Genomic DNA, 18183 nt, shown 5'->3' on the forward strand with positions numbered 1-18183 from the left:
TTTAGAAAGTGCCTAACTCCTTCATGATGCGGATTTAGGCACTTTTTTTGGTATGCTGGAACATTCGGCTATATTAAAAAATGTCCAACAATGTCGGCGTCAAATGGTTATAATTGCAAGCAAGGAATTAAAGCTCAGAAAGTGAAGTGAGAAAAATGTTAACCCAAGCAACGGAGAAAAGTTTAAGTAAATTAATGACCAAGATCCTTCGACATACACCGGAGGAATTCGGCGTGGTATTGGACCCTAAGGAGGGGTCATGTTCGGTTGAAACTCTATTGGAAGCCATAAAGGCCCAGTCGAAGTGGTCATGGATTGGAATGGAAGACCTGGAGCAGGTCGTCCGAAACTCCGAAAAGCAGCGCTTCGAAATCAATAATGACCGCATAAGGGCGAGGTATGGCCACAGCCACGATAAAGTACAATATGCTCCGGGCGAACCGCCAGGTGTATTGTACCATGGGACAAATAAACAAGCTCTCCCATTGATTCTGGACGAGGGTTTAAAACCGATGGGCCGGCAGTACGTTCATTTATCGGAAGGGACACATTTTGCAACATTGGCAGGAAGTCGCAGAGGGGAACTCGTCATACTCCGAGTGGACACGGTACATGCAATAAAAGCGGGCGTCACATTCTATTATGCGGGAAATGAAGTCTGGTTAGCGGAACGTGTACCACCGACGAGTTTTTCTGTATGGGAATCACAGGATAACGGGTAGCCCGTGTTTGTTACAAGGATAAGCGATGGGAGGCGGGTCTCTTGCTTCTAATCCTCACGATCGGATTCCCCGAGAATCGTACGGTCAAGCCCATATCTCCCTGAATATAACCAAGAATGCTTTTTAGCAATATCCCCTTTGATGACAGATAGGGTGGTTTGGTTCACTTTCATGGAGTCCGACTACGAACTCAACTCCTCATCCACCCCAACAACCCCGTAGCGCTCCAGCGCTTTAGTCGACGATTCCAGCATGCGCCGCTTCAAGTAATCCCCTTCGACCACACGTACCCGCTTCCCGAGAAAACGAATCTTCGAAAGCAGATACTCGAATTCGTCTCCGGGCAGAATTACCTTCACTTTGTATGTATCGCTATCCGTATCATATATGACGTCTTTCTCGAAGCTGGAGAAGGCGTATAGAATGCGGGACAACTCTCCGTTGTACTGACGGACGACTTCGATCGCAGCTTCGCTTTTGCGCGATTCGAGGAGCCGGTCGACGTTCTTGATGACGCTGTCCGCTAAAGAGGCCTCGATCGGCTCCGGCTCGATCGCATGGATCTTCTTCAGTCTCGTGCTCATGAAGGCGCGATGACGGAGGTGGTACCAGAGCAGATACCACTCCCGTTTAACCATGGAGTATTCGAGCTTGTATGGAAGTCCGGAGTGATCTGCGTTGATTCGACCGCCTTTCACCTCATAGGTCAATCGGATTCCGCTCTTATTTATGATGAGCCTACGCAAGGTGCGGAGGAGCGGGTGGTACACCTGCTTCTCCATGCTGCGGGCTTTCTCGATCAGATCGTTGGAGACATCCATCGCCTCATCGGACGCGAGGCTCGACCGCAGCTTCCCTAAGGTGTCCGCAGAGAAAGCTTCGGCCGCCGCGGGATGCTCAAGCATTATCTTAAGCCAGGCTCTCTCGTGCGAGGTGACCATGAACGTACCGGAGTCCTCCAGTCGGGAGAGGATCTGATGGTTAAAGATTTTCTCAAACAAATTCATAGTAGGACCGGATCTCCTTCCATTCAGCGATCATTTCACGTCGGAATCGGAGCGGCTCGAGGATCTCGCAGCTGGACCCAAAGCTCCGCAGCCACGGCTTGATTTCCGTCGTTCCATTGACGGTGATTTCATAGATAAAGGAATGCTCGCCTTCCTCCACGATTTGCCCCCATTGTCCTTGCAGCAATACCCGCTCCTTGATGAAATCCGGTTCGGGGCCTTCCGGTTTAAAGAAGCGTGCACGCACCGCCACCGGCGGACTCGTATCGATGAGCCAACTGTACCGAATGCTCTCGAGCAGCTCATGGGACTTCTCCACGAACAACTCCTCATCCACGGACTCAGCCTCTTCGATCTGCGTGATGCCTTCCATCCGATATTTCCGAATGCCTTCCCGCCCGTGGGCGAGCATATACCACCGCCCGTATTGATGATCGTAGACGATCTTTAGCGGGAGGGTCTTATGCGGTTTACCTTGTTTCTCCTTTTCGAAAAGGGGATTCGTATTCTTGGATGCGTAGCTTGTTTCGGATTTGGGCGAGAAGTAGACGAACTTCACTCTCCGCCGCCCCCGGATCGCGTGCAGCAGTGTGAACAGATGCGCTTCGTCCAGAATCCGTGAGTAATAGTGATATTTATATAGAAATGGCTCGATAACTAGGGTCTCGGCCTGATTGCGCAGCAAGTGCTTCTTCAAGCCATCGCGCAGCAGATACCCTTGAACGGAAGGGATCTGCGTGTTGGCCATCACGTCCACGAAATCATACAGGTCGATCAGTTCCCCATCCGTCAGGTCCCGAACGAGATCGTTCCGAATGCGATAGCGGTAGGGGCGCGGTCCCGGTTCCCGCTGGATGACGCCAACCTCTTCCAAATACTTGAGATCCGAGCGAATGGTCTTCTCGTCCACCATCGGAAGGTCGGAGGACATTCCGATGCAGCATAGATCCAGCAGTTCCATCGCGGTCAGCGCTTGCTCGTTCATTGCTCCCAGCAGCAGCGAGATCCGCTGGCTTTCGGTTTCCTTCACGGATTTCGCACGGAACAAGAACAGCAGCATCGGATCGGAGGAGTCGTAGTAGCTGAAGCGCAGCGTGTCGGCCAGTTGTTTGCTCTGTTCCTCGGTTGCCTGCTGATGTACGGAGCTCACGATTTCTTTGAGCCGGCGGATCGTTTTGTCAAAGGTATGTACGGAAATCCCCAGACGCTCCGCGAACTGCTGCCTGCTAAACGCCCCGCTGGTGAGCACGAGCATGCGCAGGAATTGGATCTCTTTATCGAAGCTTTCCTTAGCCAAAAAAGAATCCCCCCGTTCTCGTGAAGCTTGGTCCTTATATTGTAGCAGGGGAGGGAAATGGGGGAAATGGAAAAGTTTATGACCCGTCGTAATACTTTCGCCATGTTCGTTGCTCCGAAAATAAGCGAATATAGACACAAGACGGACGACGCGTGGAGACGCGCGGCCGGCGGACGATCATCGAGGCGCTTGGAAGGGTTACTTCGACTTTTAATCGGCTTGTCGTTGGTTCGAGTCCAACTTCCTCCGGAAGGAGGAATAGCTCAGTTGGTAGAGCAGCACTGTACCTTTCCGACCCATCTTCCTCGATGATTTCAATCTTATGCATGGCGAAGCGAGGCGCTTGAAAGGGTTCCTTCGACTAAATGGGTTCGTATTGAAAAGCGTCGGGTGACGCTGAGGCCTTTTCGACTTTTTCCTCGCTTCGATATGTAAATAGAACATACGGTGAGGCGCTGGGATGGGTTCCTTCGACTGGGCAATACGGCAGGTTCGACTCCTGCAGCACACCTATCCCGCCTTTTCCTCACCGTGATGATGAAGAAGGAGTGACGTACTTATGAGTATGGCAAAGAAGCTGTTCGGCTCGATTCGACCGAATACATGGAATAAAGAGAGCTATCCGGCGTTCACGCGCCCTGCGGAGGAGCAGTATATCCAGACGCTGATGACCAATACGATGGGGAATACCTTCTATGCGGATCAACATGAACTGTTAAGCGACGCGGCGCAGCTTCACCGCGAGATGGCAGAGAGCAATCCGAGCTTCATGGCCAAAGCGATCGTGTTCGCCCGAAACGAAGGCTTCATGCGGCTGCAGCCGTTGTTCGGACTCGCGATTTTATCGCTCTACCGTCCGGATTTGTTCGCGAAGATTTTCCTACAGGTGGTGCGGTATCCTGCCGACCTGTCTGATTTCCTAAGTATCGTTAAGGGGCTCGGACGCGGGGAGGGAGGACGCGCGATCAAACGGCAGGCGAACCGTTTCTTATCCGGCGTGTCCGAGTATTGGGCGATCAAGTACAACGGACGCGGACGGGGATACAGCTTAGGGGACGCGATCGCAACCTCGCATCCGAAGCCGGCCGATCTGAAGCAGCAGGCACTGTTCCGTTATCTGCGCGGACAAGAGGCAAACTTGGCGTTGCTGCCGCAAGTCGAGGCGCTGGAGAACCTGAAGCGTGCATCGACGGAAGTGGAGCAGATCGAGTGGATCGAACGCGGTAAGCTTCCGTACGAAACGGTGACCGGCGCGGTCAAGCCGTCGAAGGCGGTGTGGGAAGCATTGCTGTACCAGATGCCGACATTCGCGCTGCTCCGGCACCTGAACGCGCTGCAGCGGGCTGGCGTATTGGAAGATCGGCGGCATTTGGATTATGTCGTAAGCCGGTTGACCGATAAGGAGGCGCTCCAGAAAGCGAAAATCCTGCCGTTCCGGTTCGCGACCGCGTTTCGACAAGTGGAGCAACCCGCGCTTCAGGACGCGCTTCGGGAGGCTGTTGAGCTCACGTTCGGTAATTTGCCGGAGTTCGGGGGACGCACCGCGATCTTCCTGGATATTTCCGGCTCGATGAGCGGTCAGTATTTGGAGATCGGATCGGTATTCGCTCTGGCTTTGTACAAGAAGACGCAGGGGAACTCGCTGTTCTGGCTGTTCGATACCGAGGTCGCGGACGCAAAGCCATCGCGTAGGGACAGCATCTTAACGCAGGCGGAGCGTATCCAGGCACGCGGGGGAACGGATACGGGAGCGCCTGTGCGTAAACTGTTGCAGAAACGGGAGAACGTAGACCAGATCATCATGATCACGGATGAGCAGCAGAACAGCGGCAGTCCGTTCTATGGGCAGCTGAACCAGTACCGCTCGAAGGTGAACAGCGAGGTGAAAGCCTTCATCGTAGACATCGCTCCGTATCGTCACGCTATGGTTCCGGTGCAGGATCCGCGGGCGTTCTACATCTACGGTTGGAGCGACACGGTGCTTTCTTATATCGCCCAATCGGTGCAAGGGTACGCAACGCTCGCGGAGCGAGTGGAAGCGATCCGTCTAGAACCATGACAAGGGAGGGGACCACGATGTCCGACGTAAGACAACAAATTGAAATGGAATGCAGCGGATCGAGCAGGAAGAAGGCGTCAAGATCCTGTACGCTTGTGAATCGGGGAGTCGGGCATGGGGCTTCCCGTCGAAGGATAGCGATTACGACGTTCGTTTCTTATATATCCCAAGTTGCAGCACGATCTTTGCGAGTTCCGTCGAGTGAGAGACCAAGCCGGGGTGGGCGCAAATTGTGATCTAACAGAAAAGGAACAGTAAGAGGGAAGGGCCGTCCACAAGAGGAGGCCCTTTCTCGTTGCGTTGGTTAATACATTTTTCGATATTTCAGCGGTGTTGTCCCTACGGTCTTCTTGAACGTGCGAATGAAGTACGAGGGGTTCGGGATGCCCACTTCGATTCCGATGCGCTCGATGGAGTAGGAGGTCGTCTGCAATAACCTGCACGCGATCTTGATCCTTCTCGCCGTTACATATTGAGGAATCGTGCTGCCGGTCTCGTTCTGAAACAACCGAGAAACGTAGTATTTCGACAGATGCATCGCCTCCGCTATATCCTCCAGTTGGATGTCGTCTCGGTAATGCTCCTCGATCCACTGCATCACCTTCTCGGCATAAGAGAACGTTCGCGGACTCGACGTCGACGTGCCTAGATGCGGATGTAAGTGTAAGGAGACGGCGTTTAACAACTGCACAATCAACAAGAACGAGAGCTCGAATTCCGCTGCCCGATGATCGCCGACCGAGCGTGCATTTTGTTCGTGTACGGCTAACATGTGCTCGACATACGCGAAGGAATCCCCCATATCAAAAGCTTGAAACGTATGGTTTCCTTGCCAGAGAAGCAGGAATCGTTCAAGGAGCAAGGGGAAGAGGTGCAATTTCTCTTGAAACTCATAGGGATCGAAATGGGTTTTGGACCGAACATAGGGCTGTTCAGGGCTGACATTAGCGAATACCTTATGCAACTGGAAGGGCTGAAAGAAAAACACCATACCGCGTCGAAGTTCGTATGATTTTTGATTTACAATCACATTGCCGGCGCCTTCATGTGCGATTAGCACTTCGCAGCACTGATGCCAATGATAGAATCCTGAGAAATTCTCCACAGTTTTGATTTTGTGTTCCCATATCATCGGTTTGCTGTGCAATGGAACGGGATCGAACAAGTAATGCATGAAGGCACCCCGATTGGATTGAAGTGATTTGAGTATACCGTAACTATAGCAAGATATGAACATTTTTGTACCGTTATCTGCCACAATTCCAAGGATATTAGCAATATAATGGACAAAAGCAGCTAACGGAGGGTTCATACATGTTAGAAGTCGATGAAAAAATTTGGGTCGACGGTGTCATTGACAAAATCACGAAGAAGATGGATGTAGTAAGCGTTAGGTCGCAGTAAAAATTCCTTCCCTGACGGTGAATGGCAGGCATGACCATCGTCCCGACAAGAAGCCGGACAGCGACCCGGCGGAGGGAATCTGCTGGTGGACGAACGGATTCTGGGGCGGCATGATGTGGTTGCTGCACCACGAGACGGGGAAAGAGAAGTACAAGGAGATCGGCGTTTACACAGAGGACTTGCTCGATGAATGCTTCCAGGTCTTCTATGGTTTACACCACGACGTCGGATTTATGTGGCTCCCGACCAGCGTCGCCAACTACAAAGTGACGAAGAACCCCGAATCGCGGAAACGGGCGTTGCATGCGGCGAACTTGCTTGCCGGGCGGTTCAACCTCGCCGGCGGTTTTATACGTGCATGGAACGACTTGGAGGGATTGGATACCCGAGGTTGGGCGATCATCGATTGTATGATTAACATCCCGCTATTGTACTGGGCCACGGAGGAACCGGGGATGGCGTACGAAGATTCTACGGCGGCGGCGATCGCAGCCTGCGGACTGATCGAGATCGCTAAGGCCGTAAGAGATCTAGAGAAGGATGTATACCTTAGCGCCGCGTTGAAGCTGTTAAAGACGTTGGATGCCTCGCGCTGCGATTGGTCAACGGAAGCAGACCATATCGTAATCAACGGTTCCGGCGCTTACCATCAGTCGGATCGCCATATTTCTATTATTTACGGCGATTATTACTTCATCGAGGCTGTGTTTAAGTTGAAAGGGAACGATTTGTATTTGTGGTAATTCTGAATTATCACTCCTACTACCATACGAATGGAGAAGAAGACGATGAATCAATGCGTAGTATATGATGCTCCTGTCAGTTCGATCGGGATTACTCCCGTCAGTGCGGCCGGGAATGACGATTATCGAGTGAGTATAAGGGTTCCGGGGGAGCAGTGGCGGGAACTATTTGTTTATGAAGTGAAGGTGGATATGCACGAGGTGCGGAGAGCTTCCATGGTTTATTTCGATATGGAGGGCTCGGTCGAGGTGCGTGTCGAACCTCGCAACCTGCCGATCCGGGAGGCTGTCATTCGGCCGCTTTCGCTTAAGCTGCCGGTTCAACAAAGCGACGATGCCATTACGTTTACACTCGATAAGCCCTGTAAGATCGTGGTGGAGATCAACGGGCAACGGTTCACCGCTCTGCATTTGTTTGCAAATCCGCTGGAGTCGGATCCTGTGGATCCTGAAGACGAGGAGACCTTGGTGCTGCCGCCGGGGGCTCATGGTTCCGAATACATTGGACGCGCGCTTACGACACCGCTTGAACCTGGAGGCAAGCCGCCTCGCGTTGTGTATTTTGCACCGGGTATGCATTATATAGTAGAGACAGTGCTCCGCATCCCTTCGGGAACCACCGTGTATATCGCGGGGGGAGCCGTCGTCGTCGGTTCGCTCGTGTGCGAACACGCGGAGGATGTGACGATCCGCGGTAGAGGCATCATTTATTTGGCGGACTTCAATCGATTCACTGCTTTACGCGGACTGCGTATCGTATTTTCCAAGCGGATTGCGGTGGAAGGCATTATCGTAGTGGATCCTCCGCATTACAGCATTTACTTAGGAAGCTCGGAACATGTGCAGATTCGTAACTTCAAAGCCTTCAGCACTCGCGGATGGTCGGACGGCATTGACATGATGGCTTGCTCGCATATCGAGATCGACGATATATTCATGCGAAATTCCGATGATTGCATTGCCATATACGGTTCCCGATGGGAATTTCAGGGCGATTCAAGACATATTACAGTGCGAAATGCCGTGCTCTGGGCCGATGTAGCCCATGCGATGAACATCGGGGGGCATGGAAATCACCATAAGGGCGGCGATACGCTCGAGCATATTCATTTCGAGAACATCGACATATTGGAGCATCATGAACCTCAGGAATTTTACTGGGGAGCGATGAACATTAATGCCGGGGACCTGAATACGGTTCGTAATGTCGTCTATGAGGATATCCGGGTGGAGGATTTCGAGATGGGCCAACTGGTAGACATTCGTGTCGTCTTTAACGAGAAGTATAATCCGGCTCCCGGAAGACGAATCGAGAATATCGTGTTTCGGAACATCCGTTACGATGGCGCCAATAAGAATCCTAACCGTATCTACGGCCACGATGCGGAGAAGGTTGTAGAGAATATCCGATTCGAGAACCTTCGGATTAATGGGGAGCTCATCTTGCATCCGGAACAGGGGAATTTCGATATCAACGGCTTTGCCAAGGGAGTAAGCTTCCATGAGAAGATCATGGATTGAATTGGAAGTATCGATGCTCACCTATACAAAGAAGATTAATGAAGCGAGACAAGAGGCTGCCGACGGGCAGCCTCATATCGTTCCCCGATCCAGCGAATGCTATGATAGACTCTTCGGATCTTGCATAATGATTCCTGCTAGTGGGTAAGTCCTATAGCACCATTTAAAAACACAAAAATATTAAAATACAGACATATGCAACAGTGGGACAGCGGGCTATGCTTTAGAAACTATAACCAATCTACACAGGGGGACTGATAAGCGTAAGAATGAAAGCGATTCCAGACATTGGAAGGCGCAACACCGAATGTGTTACGGTCAACCGGAGGGATGGCGTGAAGTTCTGGCGATGCATATGAAACAAATGGAGGAATGCTTTATGAGGGTACAAAAATGGCGTCACCTTAGAAATAAGTATGAACGAGCATTGTCTATGCTTGTTATCGTGAGTTTCATGGCAGCGCTTCTGCCTTTACCGACAGAAGTATTTGCAGAGGAAATAACTGCTCCATCGATCATAACGGATTACCAACCAACGATTTATGAGACAATCGATGCAAACGGTTTCAAACATCCCGGCGTCGGGTTGACCAAGGAAACTCTGGAGAATTTGCAAACTCAAATACGGGCACAAAAGGAGCCTTGGAAAACCTATTTCGACCAGTTAGTCACTTCGGTTGACCCATGGGGAAAACCGCTTGCGACCCGGACGGTCTCGTCCAGATTTTCCGAAGGCTGTTGGTGCAGCCAGGGCTATAACGAAAAATTCATATGGGATGGCTTAACAGCGTATACGCAGGCTCTTATGTATGTGATCACGGGCGATGAGGTTTATCGGGCCAATACGATGTTTATTATCCGGAAATGGGAGCAGAAGAACCCTGCGGATTACGCGTACTTTAACGATGCGCACATTCACACGGGAATTCCTCTCTACCGTATGGTTACCGCCGCGGAGATCATGAGGTATACCAGCACGCAGACGCCGGAACTGGAATGGACGGATCAAGATACGGCCAACTTCGCGAACAATGTGATCGTTCCGGTCACCGACACGTTCAATCATACGAATTCCCGATTCATGAACCAGCATTTGTATCCGTTGATCGGATCTATTTCCGGATATATCTTCACCGGCAATGTCGAGCGGTATCACGAGGCAGTCGAGTGGTTCACGGTGAACAAGACGGCTGCGGATCAGCATATTAACGGTTCTATCAAGAGACTGTTCCGATTGGTCGATACGAATGCGGCGACAGGCGAGAAGGTAGATCACCCGCAGGTGCAGATTACGGAGATGGGCAGGGACCAGGCTCACAGCACCGGCGACGTCATCAATGTCTCCATTCTATCTCGTCTGTTGCAGGCCCAGGGAACCAAGGTGGATCCGGTTGACGGTACGGTTTCCACTGCGGAGAACGCGGTTACCTCGTACGATTTTCTCGGCAAGCGCATTCTGGCAGGCACCGATCATTTTGCCCGGTATATGAACGGCTATGATACGCCTTGGATCCCGACAGAGGCGCGTATGCGCGAGGATGGCAGTCCGGTCATTTACCAGGTATTGAGTACCGAATATCGGGGAAGAGTCGGCGGCAATGCCTACGATCTATACTATTACTATAAATATGAACAAGGCTTGGACATGGAGCAAGTTGCTCCCTACTACACGGAGATGTTCAGAAAGAGGACGAATTACCATTGGGCATCACGGGATTCCGGAGGGGAATATTGGCTGTACATCCCGAAGGAAGCCGAGGCCGAGGGAGCGACAAATCTCCCGGAGGTTGACCCGAACCCGAATTGGAAGGAGATCGAGATTCGGTTCACTGACCTGGACGGCAACTCGACCGCCATGCAAGAGGGCGATGTTTCCTTTGTCCGCATTAACGCCACGGAATCCGGCAGCAAAATCGCTTTGGTTGAATCCGGCAGCGGTTCGATCGTGCTCGGATACAAGATTCGGACGAACGGTGCGGCGAAGCTGGTAGCCTTCGGCGAAACGATCACGTTGCCGGATACCCAGGGGCAATGGAGATATGTATATTATGAAGGCCGTGGGCTCGGGACCCTGAATTATTTCACGATTATAGGCAACGGAACGACGGTCGATATCGACCATATCAATGTCAACGCGGCCAATGAACTGACGCCGCCGGTGTTTAATGAAGGAAATAGCGCTTTGAATCGGTTTGCCTATGTTGGGTCCGAGGCGGCGCTCCATTTAGATTTTTCGGCAACGGACGCAGGCCCGTCCGATGTTGTGACCTATCGGATCGTCAACCTGCCCGAAGGTGCCGTGTTCGATACTAGCACCGGCGCATTTGAATGGAAACCGACGTTAGCCGGTACGTATGCCTTCGTCGTGGAAGCTTCCGACGGCACGACGGTATCCACGAGGGATGTCACGGTGAGCGTCGCCAATGATCGGCAGTCGGCGGTGGATGCCGTCATTACGCCCTATGACGCCAATACGGATTATATCTGGGCAACGCTTGATACGTATCAACAAGCATACGACGACACCATGAGCGTCATTGATAACGCGACGGATGCCGACTTCTATCAGAAGCTGGCGGCTCTGTATGACGCCGTGCAAGGACTTCAGGTAACCACGCCGCTCAACGCCGACGGCAGCATCAATTATGAGAATATGTTCTTCGGCTTTAACTCGAAGACTTATCTGGACAATGTCACGAGTACGTTCGGTAGGGACGTTCATATGGACATGGGGCCCAATTTCCGGGTTTCCGCTAGTAGGTTCGGGATTCAGGCACGGGCAGGATTTCCTGAACGCGGCGGCGGCATTACCATGTACGGATCCAATGACAATGAAACCTGGACCCGGTTGACGCCGGGAGTGACCCCCGTGTCAGCAGAGATGCACACGTTGACGGTGTCGCCGGAGCTCCAGAATGAGCAATTCCGTTTCCTTAAAATCCAAATGATTCAAAAGCCGTACGACGCACCCTTCACTGAATTGTCCGAGTTCCGGATCTTCGGGAAGCGTCACGAGGTCATCAACAAGATCGCATCGGTCTCCATTGGTTCGGATCAGGCTTTCGGAGGGCGAATCGTCATGGGGGACACGGCGAAATTGACCTTCCAATCGACGGAAGCCATTCAGAATGTGAAGGTTGCGATTCAGGGTGTACCCGCGATCGTTCATTCGGAGGATGGCCTGAACTGGACGGCCGAAGCGGTCATGGTACCGGGTACGGCGCCCGGCGCGGTGTTATTTAAACTCCATTATCAGACGATGGAAGGTATGGATGCCCCGGAAACGTTGTTCGTAACCGACGGGTCTCGCATGATCCTAGTGGATGAATCGGACGTGATCCGCGATGTGACGTCAATTACGGATGTGAGCGATTCCTACGGCAGATCGCCGGCAGACGCTATCGCATCGGCGAACGCGTTGTTCGATGACAATCCGAGTACGGGGACCGATTACCGCTTGAATGGCAGCGGCGCCGGAGCATGGGTTCAATTTGACTTCGGGCAAGGCGGATATGCGCAATTGTCCTATGTGGAGCTGCTGGCAAGGCAAGACGGATACTACACCAGAATTGGCGGAACGGTCATTCAGGGCTCCAATGACAATGCGACATGGAAGACCCTCTCCACAGGAGCGGTCTCCACGCGGGACTGGCAGTTCTTATCGATTCACGACGAGAACCCTTACCGTTATATTCGCATTACCAATGGGAATAACTGGTTCGGCAATATGTCCGAAGTGAGATTTCACGGAACGTCCAAGGTGTTGACGAAGATCAGCTCGGTGTCCATCCGCTCGGAGCAAGCCTTGCTCAACCGGATTAAAACCGGCGATACGGTGAATCTGGCCTTCACTTCGATGGAACCGATTCATACGGTCAACGTGAACATTCAGGGCATAGATGCGACAGTCAAGTCGGAAGACAATATCAACTGGACGGCGGAAGCGGTGATGGATTCCCATGCAGCGCCGGGACCGGTAAATTTCAGCATCCATTACCAAACGTCCGAAGGATTGGACGCGCCGGCAAAAACATCTACTACCGACGGATCTTCCTTGATCCTGGCCGATGGATCGGACTTGATCAACGGTGTGACGTCCATTACGGATGTGAGCGATTCCTACGGCAGATCACAGGCAGACGCTAACGCAACGGCGAACGCGTTGTTCGATAACAATCCGAACTCGTCGACCGATTATCGTCTGAACGGCAGCGGATCCGGGGCGTGGGTCCAATTTGACTTCCGAGGCGCTAACGCGAAGTTGAAATATGTGGAGCTTCTGGCAAGGCAAGACGGATACTACGCCAGGATCAAGGGTGCAGTTATTCAGGGCTCCAACGACAATTCGAACTGGACGACGATCTCCCCGGCAGCGGCATCGACGAAGGACTGGCAGACTTTGACGATTAACGACGATACCTCCTATCGGTATATTCGCATTATCAATGGGAACGCCTGGTTCGGGAATATGTCCGAAGTGAGATTCCACGGCGATCTGGATTATGATGCAGATTACTTTGATTCCATCGTGCTGGCTCCGGACGGCTATACCAAAGGCAGCTACTACCTGTATCGACAAAAAGTGGAGGAAATCAGGGCGAAATTGGCGAATCCGGAAGCGGGCAAAATGGCCATTCTGAATGAATTGCTGCAGGCGAGCTCGATACTGGTGCCGATAAGCGCCGTTACACCTTCGATGGTGACGGCAAATACGGTGTCGTGGGACGGTAAAGCCAGTGCCGCTGCGAACGGTTGGCGCGCTTTAGACGGCAACCCGAACACGTCCCCGGATACCAAGACCGCAGCCGGTTGGGTGACGGTTGACTTGGGCGAAGGCAACGCCATAACGGTTAACGGAATCAACTTTATACCGCGCTCCGGTTTTGCAGACCGAATGAATGGAGCGCAAATCCAAGGCTCCAATGACGGGGTAAACTTCAATACCTTCCATACCATCAAAGGTGTTTCTGCTGAGCAGTGGTATACGCAAGCGATTGACAACCAGACGGCATACCGTTATTTGCGATATTACACGCCGAATGGGTTTGCCAACGTCGGTGAGTTGCAATTCCTCTACGTGGATCGCACGTTGCTTACGCTTTTGTTGAACAAAGCGAATCAAGTTGTTGCCGACCGTTATACGGCAGACAGCTACGAGGCGTTGAAAACGGCGGTAGCGAACGCGGAGTCGGTTGACATCAATGCGCAAGCAAGCCAAAGCGAAGTCGATGCTGCATCGAACCGTCTGAAGACGGCAATGGACAGTTTATTTTACAAGATTACGGCGTCTCTTGATCCTACGGAGCCCAATGGTACGAATGGCTGGTATACGGCGGGACCGGTTATCCTCGAATTGTCGACTTACGGTAGCGCGGAATTCAGCATGGAAGACGGCACTACGTGGCAAGCGTACGTGACGCCGATCACGTTCGACCAGGAAGGTAAGCATTCCGTCAGCTACCGCTCCAGGAACGAGGCGGGAATTGCTGGGGATGTTCAGACGGTCAACGTCAATGTGGATACGACAGCCCCGACGATTACGGTAACCGGTGTGGTATACGGCACGTACGTCGATACGATCGATATCACGCCGTTCGTTGCGATGGATGATCCATTGTCCGGAGTCGACAGCAGCAAGACGACGGTCACGTTGGATACGTACGGCTTTCAGCCGGGCGAGACCATTCCGTTATATACGCTGCCGCTTGGCTTGCACACCTTGATCGTAACCGCAAGCGACATGGCGGGGAACGCAAGCCGTGTGACGGTGACATTCGAGACGGCGACAAGCGTTAACGCTCTGAAGGAATTGGTTGCCCGTTTCGAGAACGCCGGATGGATCGATAATGCAGGTATCGCCAACAGTCTCCAAAGCAAGTTGAATGAGAATGCATTGGAAGCTTTCGTGAACCATGTCAAGGCGCAAAGCGGCAAACATATCAACAATCAAGCCGCACAGTACTTGCTTCGCGACGCCGAGTATTTATTGAACAATCCTTAGGGTAGTCAAAGTAAGGGGGGAAGGACTTCGAGCCTTCCTCCCGTTTTCGTGGCGCTTGTTATCTACATGCACATGAATGGCAAAGATCGGAAAGCCGTACGAGGGAAACCTCCAATACTTTAGCGTTTACGCGTTCTTTCTTTCTTGATATAACAGATTAATAATATAAGTCAAGGGCAGAGGAATGTTACTCATGATGGGACACTTTCAAAAGTTAAACCTTACGAGGCAAATTCTATATTTGATTTCGTTAATGCTGGTACTTCTTCTGATCTCATTTGTCATTTCGAACACGATCGCCAAACGCATCGTCGAGAGCAAAGTCACAGAGACATCTGGAAAAATTTTAATTCAGGTGGAAGAAAAGATGCAAAGTTTTTATAAGGATATGGAAAGAATAGCGGTTTCAATGCTGTATAGTCCTACGGTACAGACCTACTTGGATTCGGAGGACTTCTTGTCCAGGGTTCTTATGAACAGCGAGGTTATATCCGTCTTCTCCAATACCACCACGTTGAAAGAAAATATTCAGGGCATCCAACTTTACAACCGTACAGGGATGCAGATTGCCAGTATTGGCAGGGGGACTGGCGAATCCAGCAGACTTCCATTCTCAGCGGTTGAATATTCCGGGATGTTGACAAATCCGAATACGGGCGCAACGTACTACACCATTGCCGTTCCTATTTATAATTTGGATAAATCTCCTGTTAAGGATTACAAGGGAAGCGGCATATTTATCATGGATGTCAACAATTTTAGCGACATATTGAAAAATGCAAAGATAACACCGAATTCCCGGCTCCTGCTTTTGGATCAAAACAAAACAATATTGTCTAGCGTCGGCGATACGCGCAGCATCGAAATAGAGCAATTACAGAACGATAGCCGTTATATTGTACAGATGAGCACGCTTCCCCTGACCGGGTGGGAGCTGATCAGCATCATCCCAAAGAACGAGTTGCTGCAGGAATTGAACATTATTCAAAGACTTAACGTTGTGACCTATGCGGTCATTTTTTGTATACTTTCCTTCTTTTTGATCATTTTTTTCACCCGTATCTTACGACCGATAAAAGCGCTGATGGATTTTATGAAGTCCTATCCGAAGACGGGGGGAGAAAGCCGATTTCCAGTGGTCTATCATAACGAAATCGGCGTACTCGCTGCCAACCTGAATAAAATGTTGGATGAAATCGACAGCTTAAGCAAAGAAATTCAGTTGACGCAAAAGCAAAAGTACGAAATCGAAATTACGAAAAATCAGATGGAAATTTCGGCATTTCGAAATCAAATTAACCCTCATTTTTTGTACAATACGTTGGAATGTATAAGCGCTATGGCTATCTTTTACAAGGCTCAGGATATAGGCGATATCTCGGCCTCTTTGTCCAATATGTTCAGGTACTCCGTCAAAGGTGGCGATTTCAGCACGATTCAGGATGAAATATCACACATTAAGGAATACGCGAAAATCATCGAATACCGCTTCATGGGGAAAATCCGGGTCGTCGTCGATGCGGATGAACGCTTGTTGAAGCTGAAAACGATAAAAATGCTGCTTCAGCCGATGGTGGAAAATGCCGTGTTTCACGGATTGGAGATGAAGATCGACAGCGGCGTCGTTCAAGTGGAAGTGAAAATGACGGAGCAGAACCAGGTTCAATACATCGTACAGGATAACGGATACGGGATGGAAGAACCCCGCTTGAAAGAGCTGGTCGCCCGGCTTAGGCAGTTCGAAAGCCAAGGCTGGATGGCGAGGGAAGCAACGAAAGGAATCGGGTTGCCCAATATTTACCGCAGGATCAAGCTGTTATACGGAGACAAGGCCGACATGTCCGTCTACAGCAAGCGCGGCTCCGGTACTACGGTTATCATTACATTCCCTGTACAAGACCATATGGAACATTTGGAGGTTGAATAAGATGCATGCGGTATTCATTGCAGACGATGAACCTTGGGTTGTGTACAGGATTAGAGAAATGATCGAATGGGAAAGGCTTGGCTACACCGTTATAGGAGAGGCACACAACGGAGTAACGGCTCTAGAGATCATTCTGGAGAAGAAGCCGGATGTCGTCATTTCGGATATCCGCATGCCTGGTTTGAACGGGATTGAGCTTCTGGAGCAAATCCGGCTCCATGATCTGCGGAGCAACGTGATCCTGATCAGCGGATATTCGGAGTTTGAATATGCACAGAAAGCACTGCGGTTAGGAGCCTTCGATTACTTGCTCAAGCAGGTCGACAAGGACAAGCTGACGGATACGTTGGAACGGTTGAAGGCGACGCTCGCGGAGAAGCAGAAAGCGCAAAAAGGACTGGAACTGCTGTTGGACGATCTATTCGAAATATTCGAGTCCGATGAGAATATGAAACTGCAGAACTTCTTGTCCAGCCGGGGAATCGAATGCGAATATCCGCACTTCCGGTTCATTAGCTGTCTATACCAGCATTCATCGGTTCCCGATGCGGGCGAGACGCAGCCTGCGATTTCCGGGATCCGTTATTTGCGGTTTCGAACGGGACAGAATAAAGTCTCCTTCCTGATTAATTATGACGAATGGAAGAGTCCGACCGGTTTACTTGATTTTATTTCCTATCATTTGTCCGACGCCCGGTGTATCGGAATCAGTGGAATCGGCGTCTACTCTACGCCTGTCGCCAAGCTCTATCAAGAATCGGATATCGCCCTTTGTAGTTTCTTTACCCGCCCCGAAAACCGGATCATCGAGTATAAACCGTCGGCCGATCATGCCTCTGTCTTAATGGGAACGATCTTGCAAATCGAAGTGGCCGTAAAGGAGCAAAAGCCGGAGCAAGTGAACAGGATTCTAGATGAGCTAAGCGCCGAATGCAAGGAGCGGTCCATGCAGATCGACCAATTATGCGCGCTGTACAATCAAATCGTGTTGCTCTTTTACAAATATTACAGCAATACCGACGCAGACTATGAAATCGAATATTTGAACTATGATCAGATGTTTCGCCAGTACCGATCGGTCGAGGAGTTGTTCGGAAAAATGAAGGCCATTTTCCGGCAGCAAGCCGGGGAAGAGCTGCACATTTCCAATGAGATGGTAAAGAAAATCATCGAATATATCGATGCAAACTTTGTGGAAGATATTATGCTCGTTGATTTGTCAAAGAAATTCAATATCACCGTCGGATATGTGAGCGCTCTCATGAAGAAGGAAACGGGAAAAACGTATTTGGAGTATGTGATGAACAAAAGGCTGAATTTGGCTAAGGAATTACTGCAGGATTCTTCGTTGTCCATTCAAGAGATCGTAGATCGGGTGGGGTATCGAGATTATTTTCATTTCAACAAAATTTTCAAAAAGTATTTCGGAATTACGCCAGGTAAATTTCGTAAATTGTAGCCTTATCGAAAACTATCGAAAAGCACAAAAAGAGTAAATGGGA

General features: G+C 50.8%; 10 protein-coding genes and 1 pseudogene. 8 read left to right on the forward strand and 3 right to left on the reverse strand.

All coding sequences use genetic code 11. The features are described from left to right. Positions 1–155: 155 nt before the first annotated feature. Positions 156–722: an RNA 2'-phosphotransferase gene (locus tag RIN49_RS18295; RefSeq protein WP_309121597.1), complete on the forward strand. Its 567-nt coding sequence runs from the start codon at positions 156–158 to the stop codon at positions 720–722. Positions 723–904: 182 nt separating this feature from the next. Here the strand turns inward: RIN49_RS18295 and RIN49_RS18300 are convergent, their stop codons facing one another. Then, a complete protein-coding gene (locus tag RIN49_RS18300) occupies positions 905–1729 on the reverse strand; it encodes a WYL domain-containing protein (protein WP_309121598.1) in 825 nt (274 codons plus the stop codon). Beyond that, positions 1716–3026: a helix-turn-helix transcriptional regulator gene (locus RIN49_RS18305; RefSeq protein ID WP_309121599.1), complete on the reverse strand. Its 1311-nt coding sequence runs from the start codon at positions 3024–3026 to the stop codon at positions 1716–1718. The genes RIN49_RS18300 and RIN49_RS18305 overlap by 14 nt, the downstream gene beginning before the upstream one ends. Positions 3027–3585: 559 nt before the next feature. Between RIN49_RS18305 and RIN49_RS18310 the strand changes: the two genes are divergently transcribed. Continuing rightward, a complete protein-coding gene (locus RIN49_RS18310) occupies positions 3586–5085 on the forward strand; it encodes a TROVE domain-containing protein (protein ID WP_309121600.1) in 1500 nt (499 codons plus the stop codon). A 49-nt stretch (positions 5086–5134) separates the two neighbouring features. Beyond that, positions 5135–5251, forward strand: a pseudogene (locus tag RIN49_RS18315) (DNA polymerase beta superfamily protein); the annotation flags it as partial. A gap of 138 nt (positions 5252–5389) precedes the next feature. Here RIN49_RS18315 and RIN49_RS18320 read toward each other — a convergent pair. After that, positions 5390–6259, reverse strand: a complete 870-nt coding sequence (locus tag RIN49_RS18320; protein ID WP_309121601.1) for an AraC family transcriptional regulator — start codon at positions 6257–6259, stop codon at positions 5390–5392. 247 nt (positions 6260–6506) lie between these two features. Between RIN49_RS18320 and RIN49_RS18325 the strand changes: the two genes are divergently transcribed. From RIN49_RS18325 to RIN49_RS18345, 5 genes are all read left to right on the forward strand, one after another. Then, the gene (locus RIN49_RS18325; protein WP_309121602.1) at positions 6507–7232 is read left to right on the forward strand and encodes a hypothetical protein; all 726 of its coding nucleotides are present in this window, start codon (positions 6507–6509) and stop codon (positions 7230–7232) included. A gap of 45 nt (positions 7233–7277) precedes the next feature. Further along, positions 7278–8753: a glycosyl hydrolase family 28 protein gene (locus tag RIN49_RS18330; protein WP_309121603.1), complete on the forward strand. Its 1476-nt coding sequence runs from the start codon at positions 7278–7280 to the stop codon at positions 8751–8753. 433 nt (positions 8754–9186) lie between these two features. Next, positions 9187–14754 carry a discoidin domain-containing protein gene (locus RIN49_RS18335; protein WP_309121604.1) on the forward strand — a complete coding sequence of 1856 codons (5568 nt, stop codon included), beginning with the start codon at positions 9187–9189 and terminating at the stop codon, positions 14752–14754. Between the two features lie 193 nt (positions 14755–14947). Next, the gene (locus tag RIN49_RS18340) at positions 14948–16681 is read left to right on the forward strand and encodes a sensor histidine kinase (RefSeq protein ID WP_309121605.1); all 1734 of its coding nucleotides are present in this window, start codon (positions 14948–14950) and stop codon (positions 16679–16681) included. A 1-nt stretch (position 16682) separates the two neighbouring features. Continuing rightward, positions 16683–18140, forward strand: coding sequence for a response regulator transcription factor (locus RIN49_RS18345; protein ID WP_309121606.1), 1458 nt, complete (start codon positions 16683–16685; stop codon positions 18138–18140). Positions 18141–18183 lie beyond the last annotated feature (43 nt).

It is taken from the genome of Paenibacillus sp. (genome assembly GCF_031177825.1).
Taxonomy (GTDB): Bacteria; Bacillota; Bacilli; order Paenibacillales; family YIM-B00363; genus Paenibacillus_AE.

What these genes read in the sequence shown, in the direction of transcription:
- RIN49_RS18340 (WP_309121605.1), top strand. Translation starts at nt 14,948, where the DNA reads ATGATGGGACACTTTCAAAAGTTAAACCTTACGAGGCAAATTCTATAT.
- RIN49_RS18320 (WP_309121601.1), bottom strand. Translation starts at nt 6,259, where the DNA reads ATGCATTACTTGTTCGATCCCGTTCCATTGCACAGCAAACCGATGATA.
- RIN49_RS18335 (WP_309121604.1), top strand. Translation starts at nt 9,187, where the DNA reads ATGCTTGTTATCGTGAGTTTCATGGCAGCGCTTCTGCCTTTACCGACA.
- RIN49_RS18345 (WP_309121606.1), top strand. Translation starts at nt 16,683, where the DNA reads ATGCATGCGGTATTCATTGCAGACGATGAACCTTGGGTTGTGTACAGG.
- RIN49_RS18330 (WP_309121603.1), top strand. Translation starts at nt 7,278, where the DNA reads ATGAATCAATGCGTAGTATATGATGCTCCTGTCAGTTCGATCGGGATT.
- RIN49_RS18300 (WP_309121598.1), bottom strand. Translation starts at nt 1,729, where the DNA reads ATGAATTTGTTTGAGAAAATCTTTAACCATCAGATCCTCTCCCGACTG.
- RIN49_RS18295 (WP_309121597.1), top strand. Translation starts at nt 156, where the DNA reads ATGTTAACCCAAGCAACGGAGAAAAGTTTAAGTAAATTAATGACCAAG.
- RIN49_RS18310 (WP_309121600.1), top strand. Translation starts at nt 3,586, where the DNA reads ATGAGTATGGCAAAGAAGCTGTTCGGCTCGATTCGACCGAATACATGG.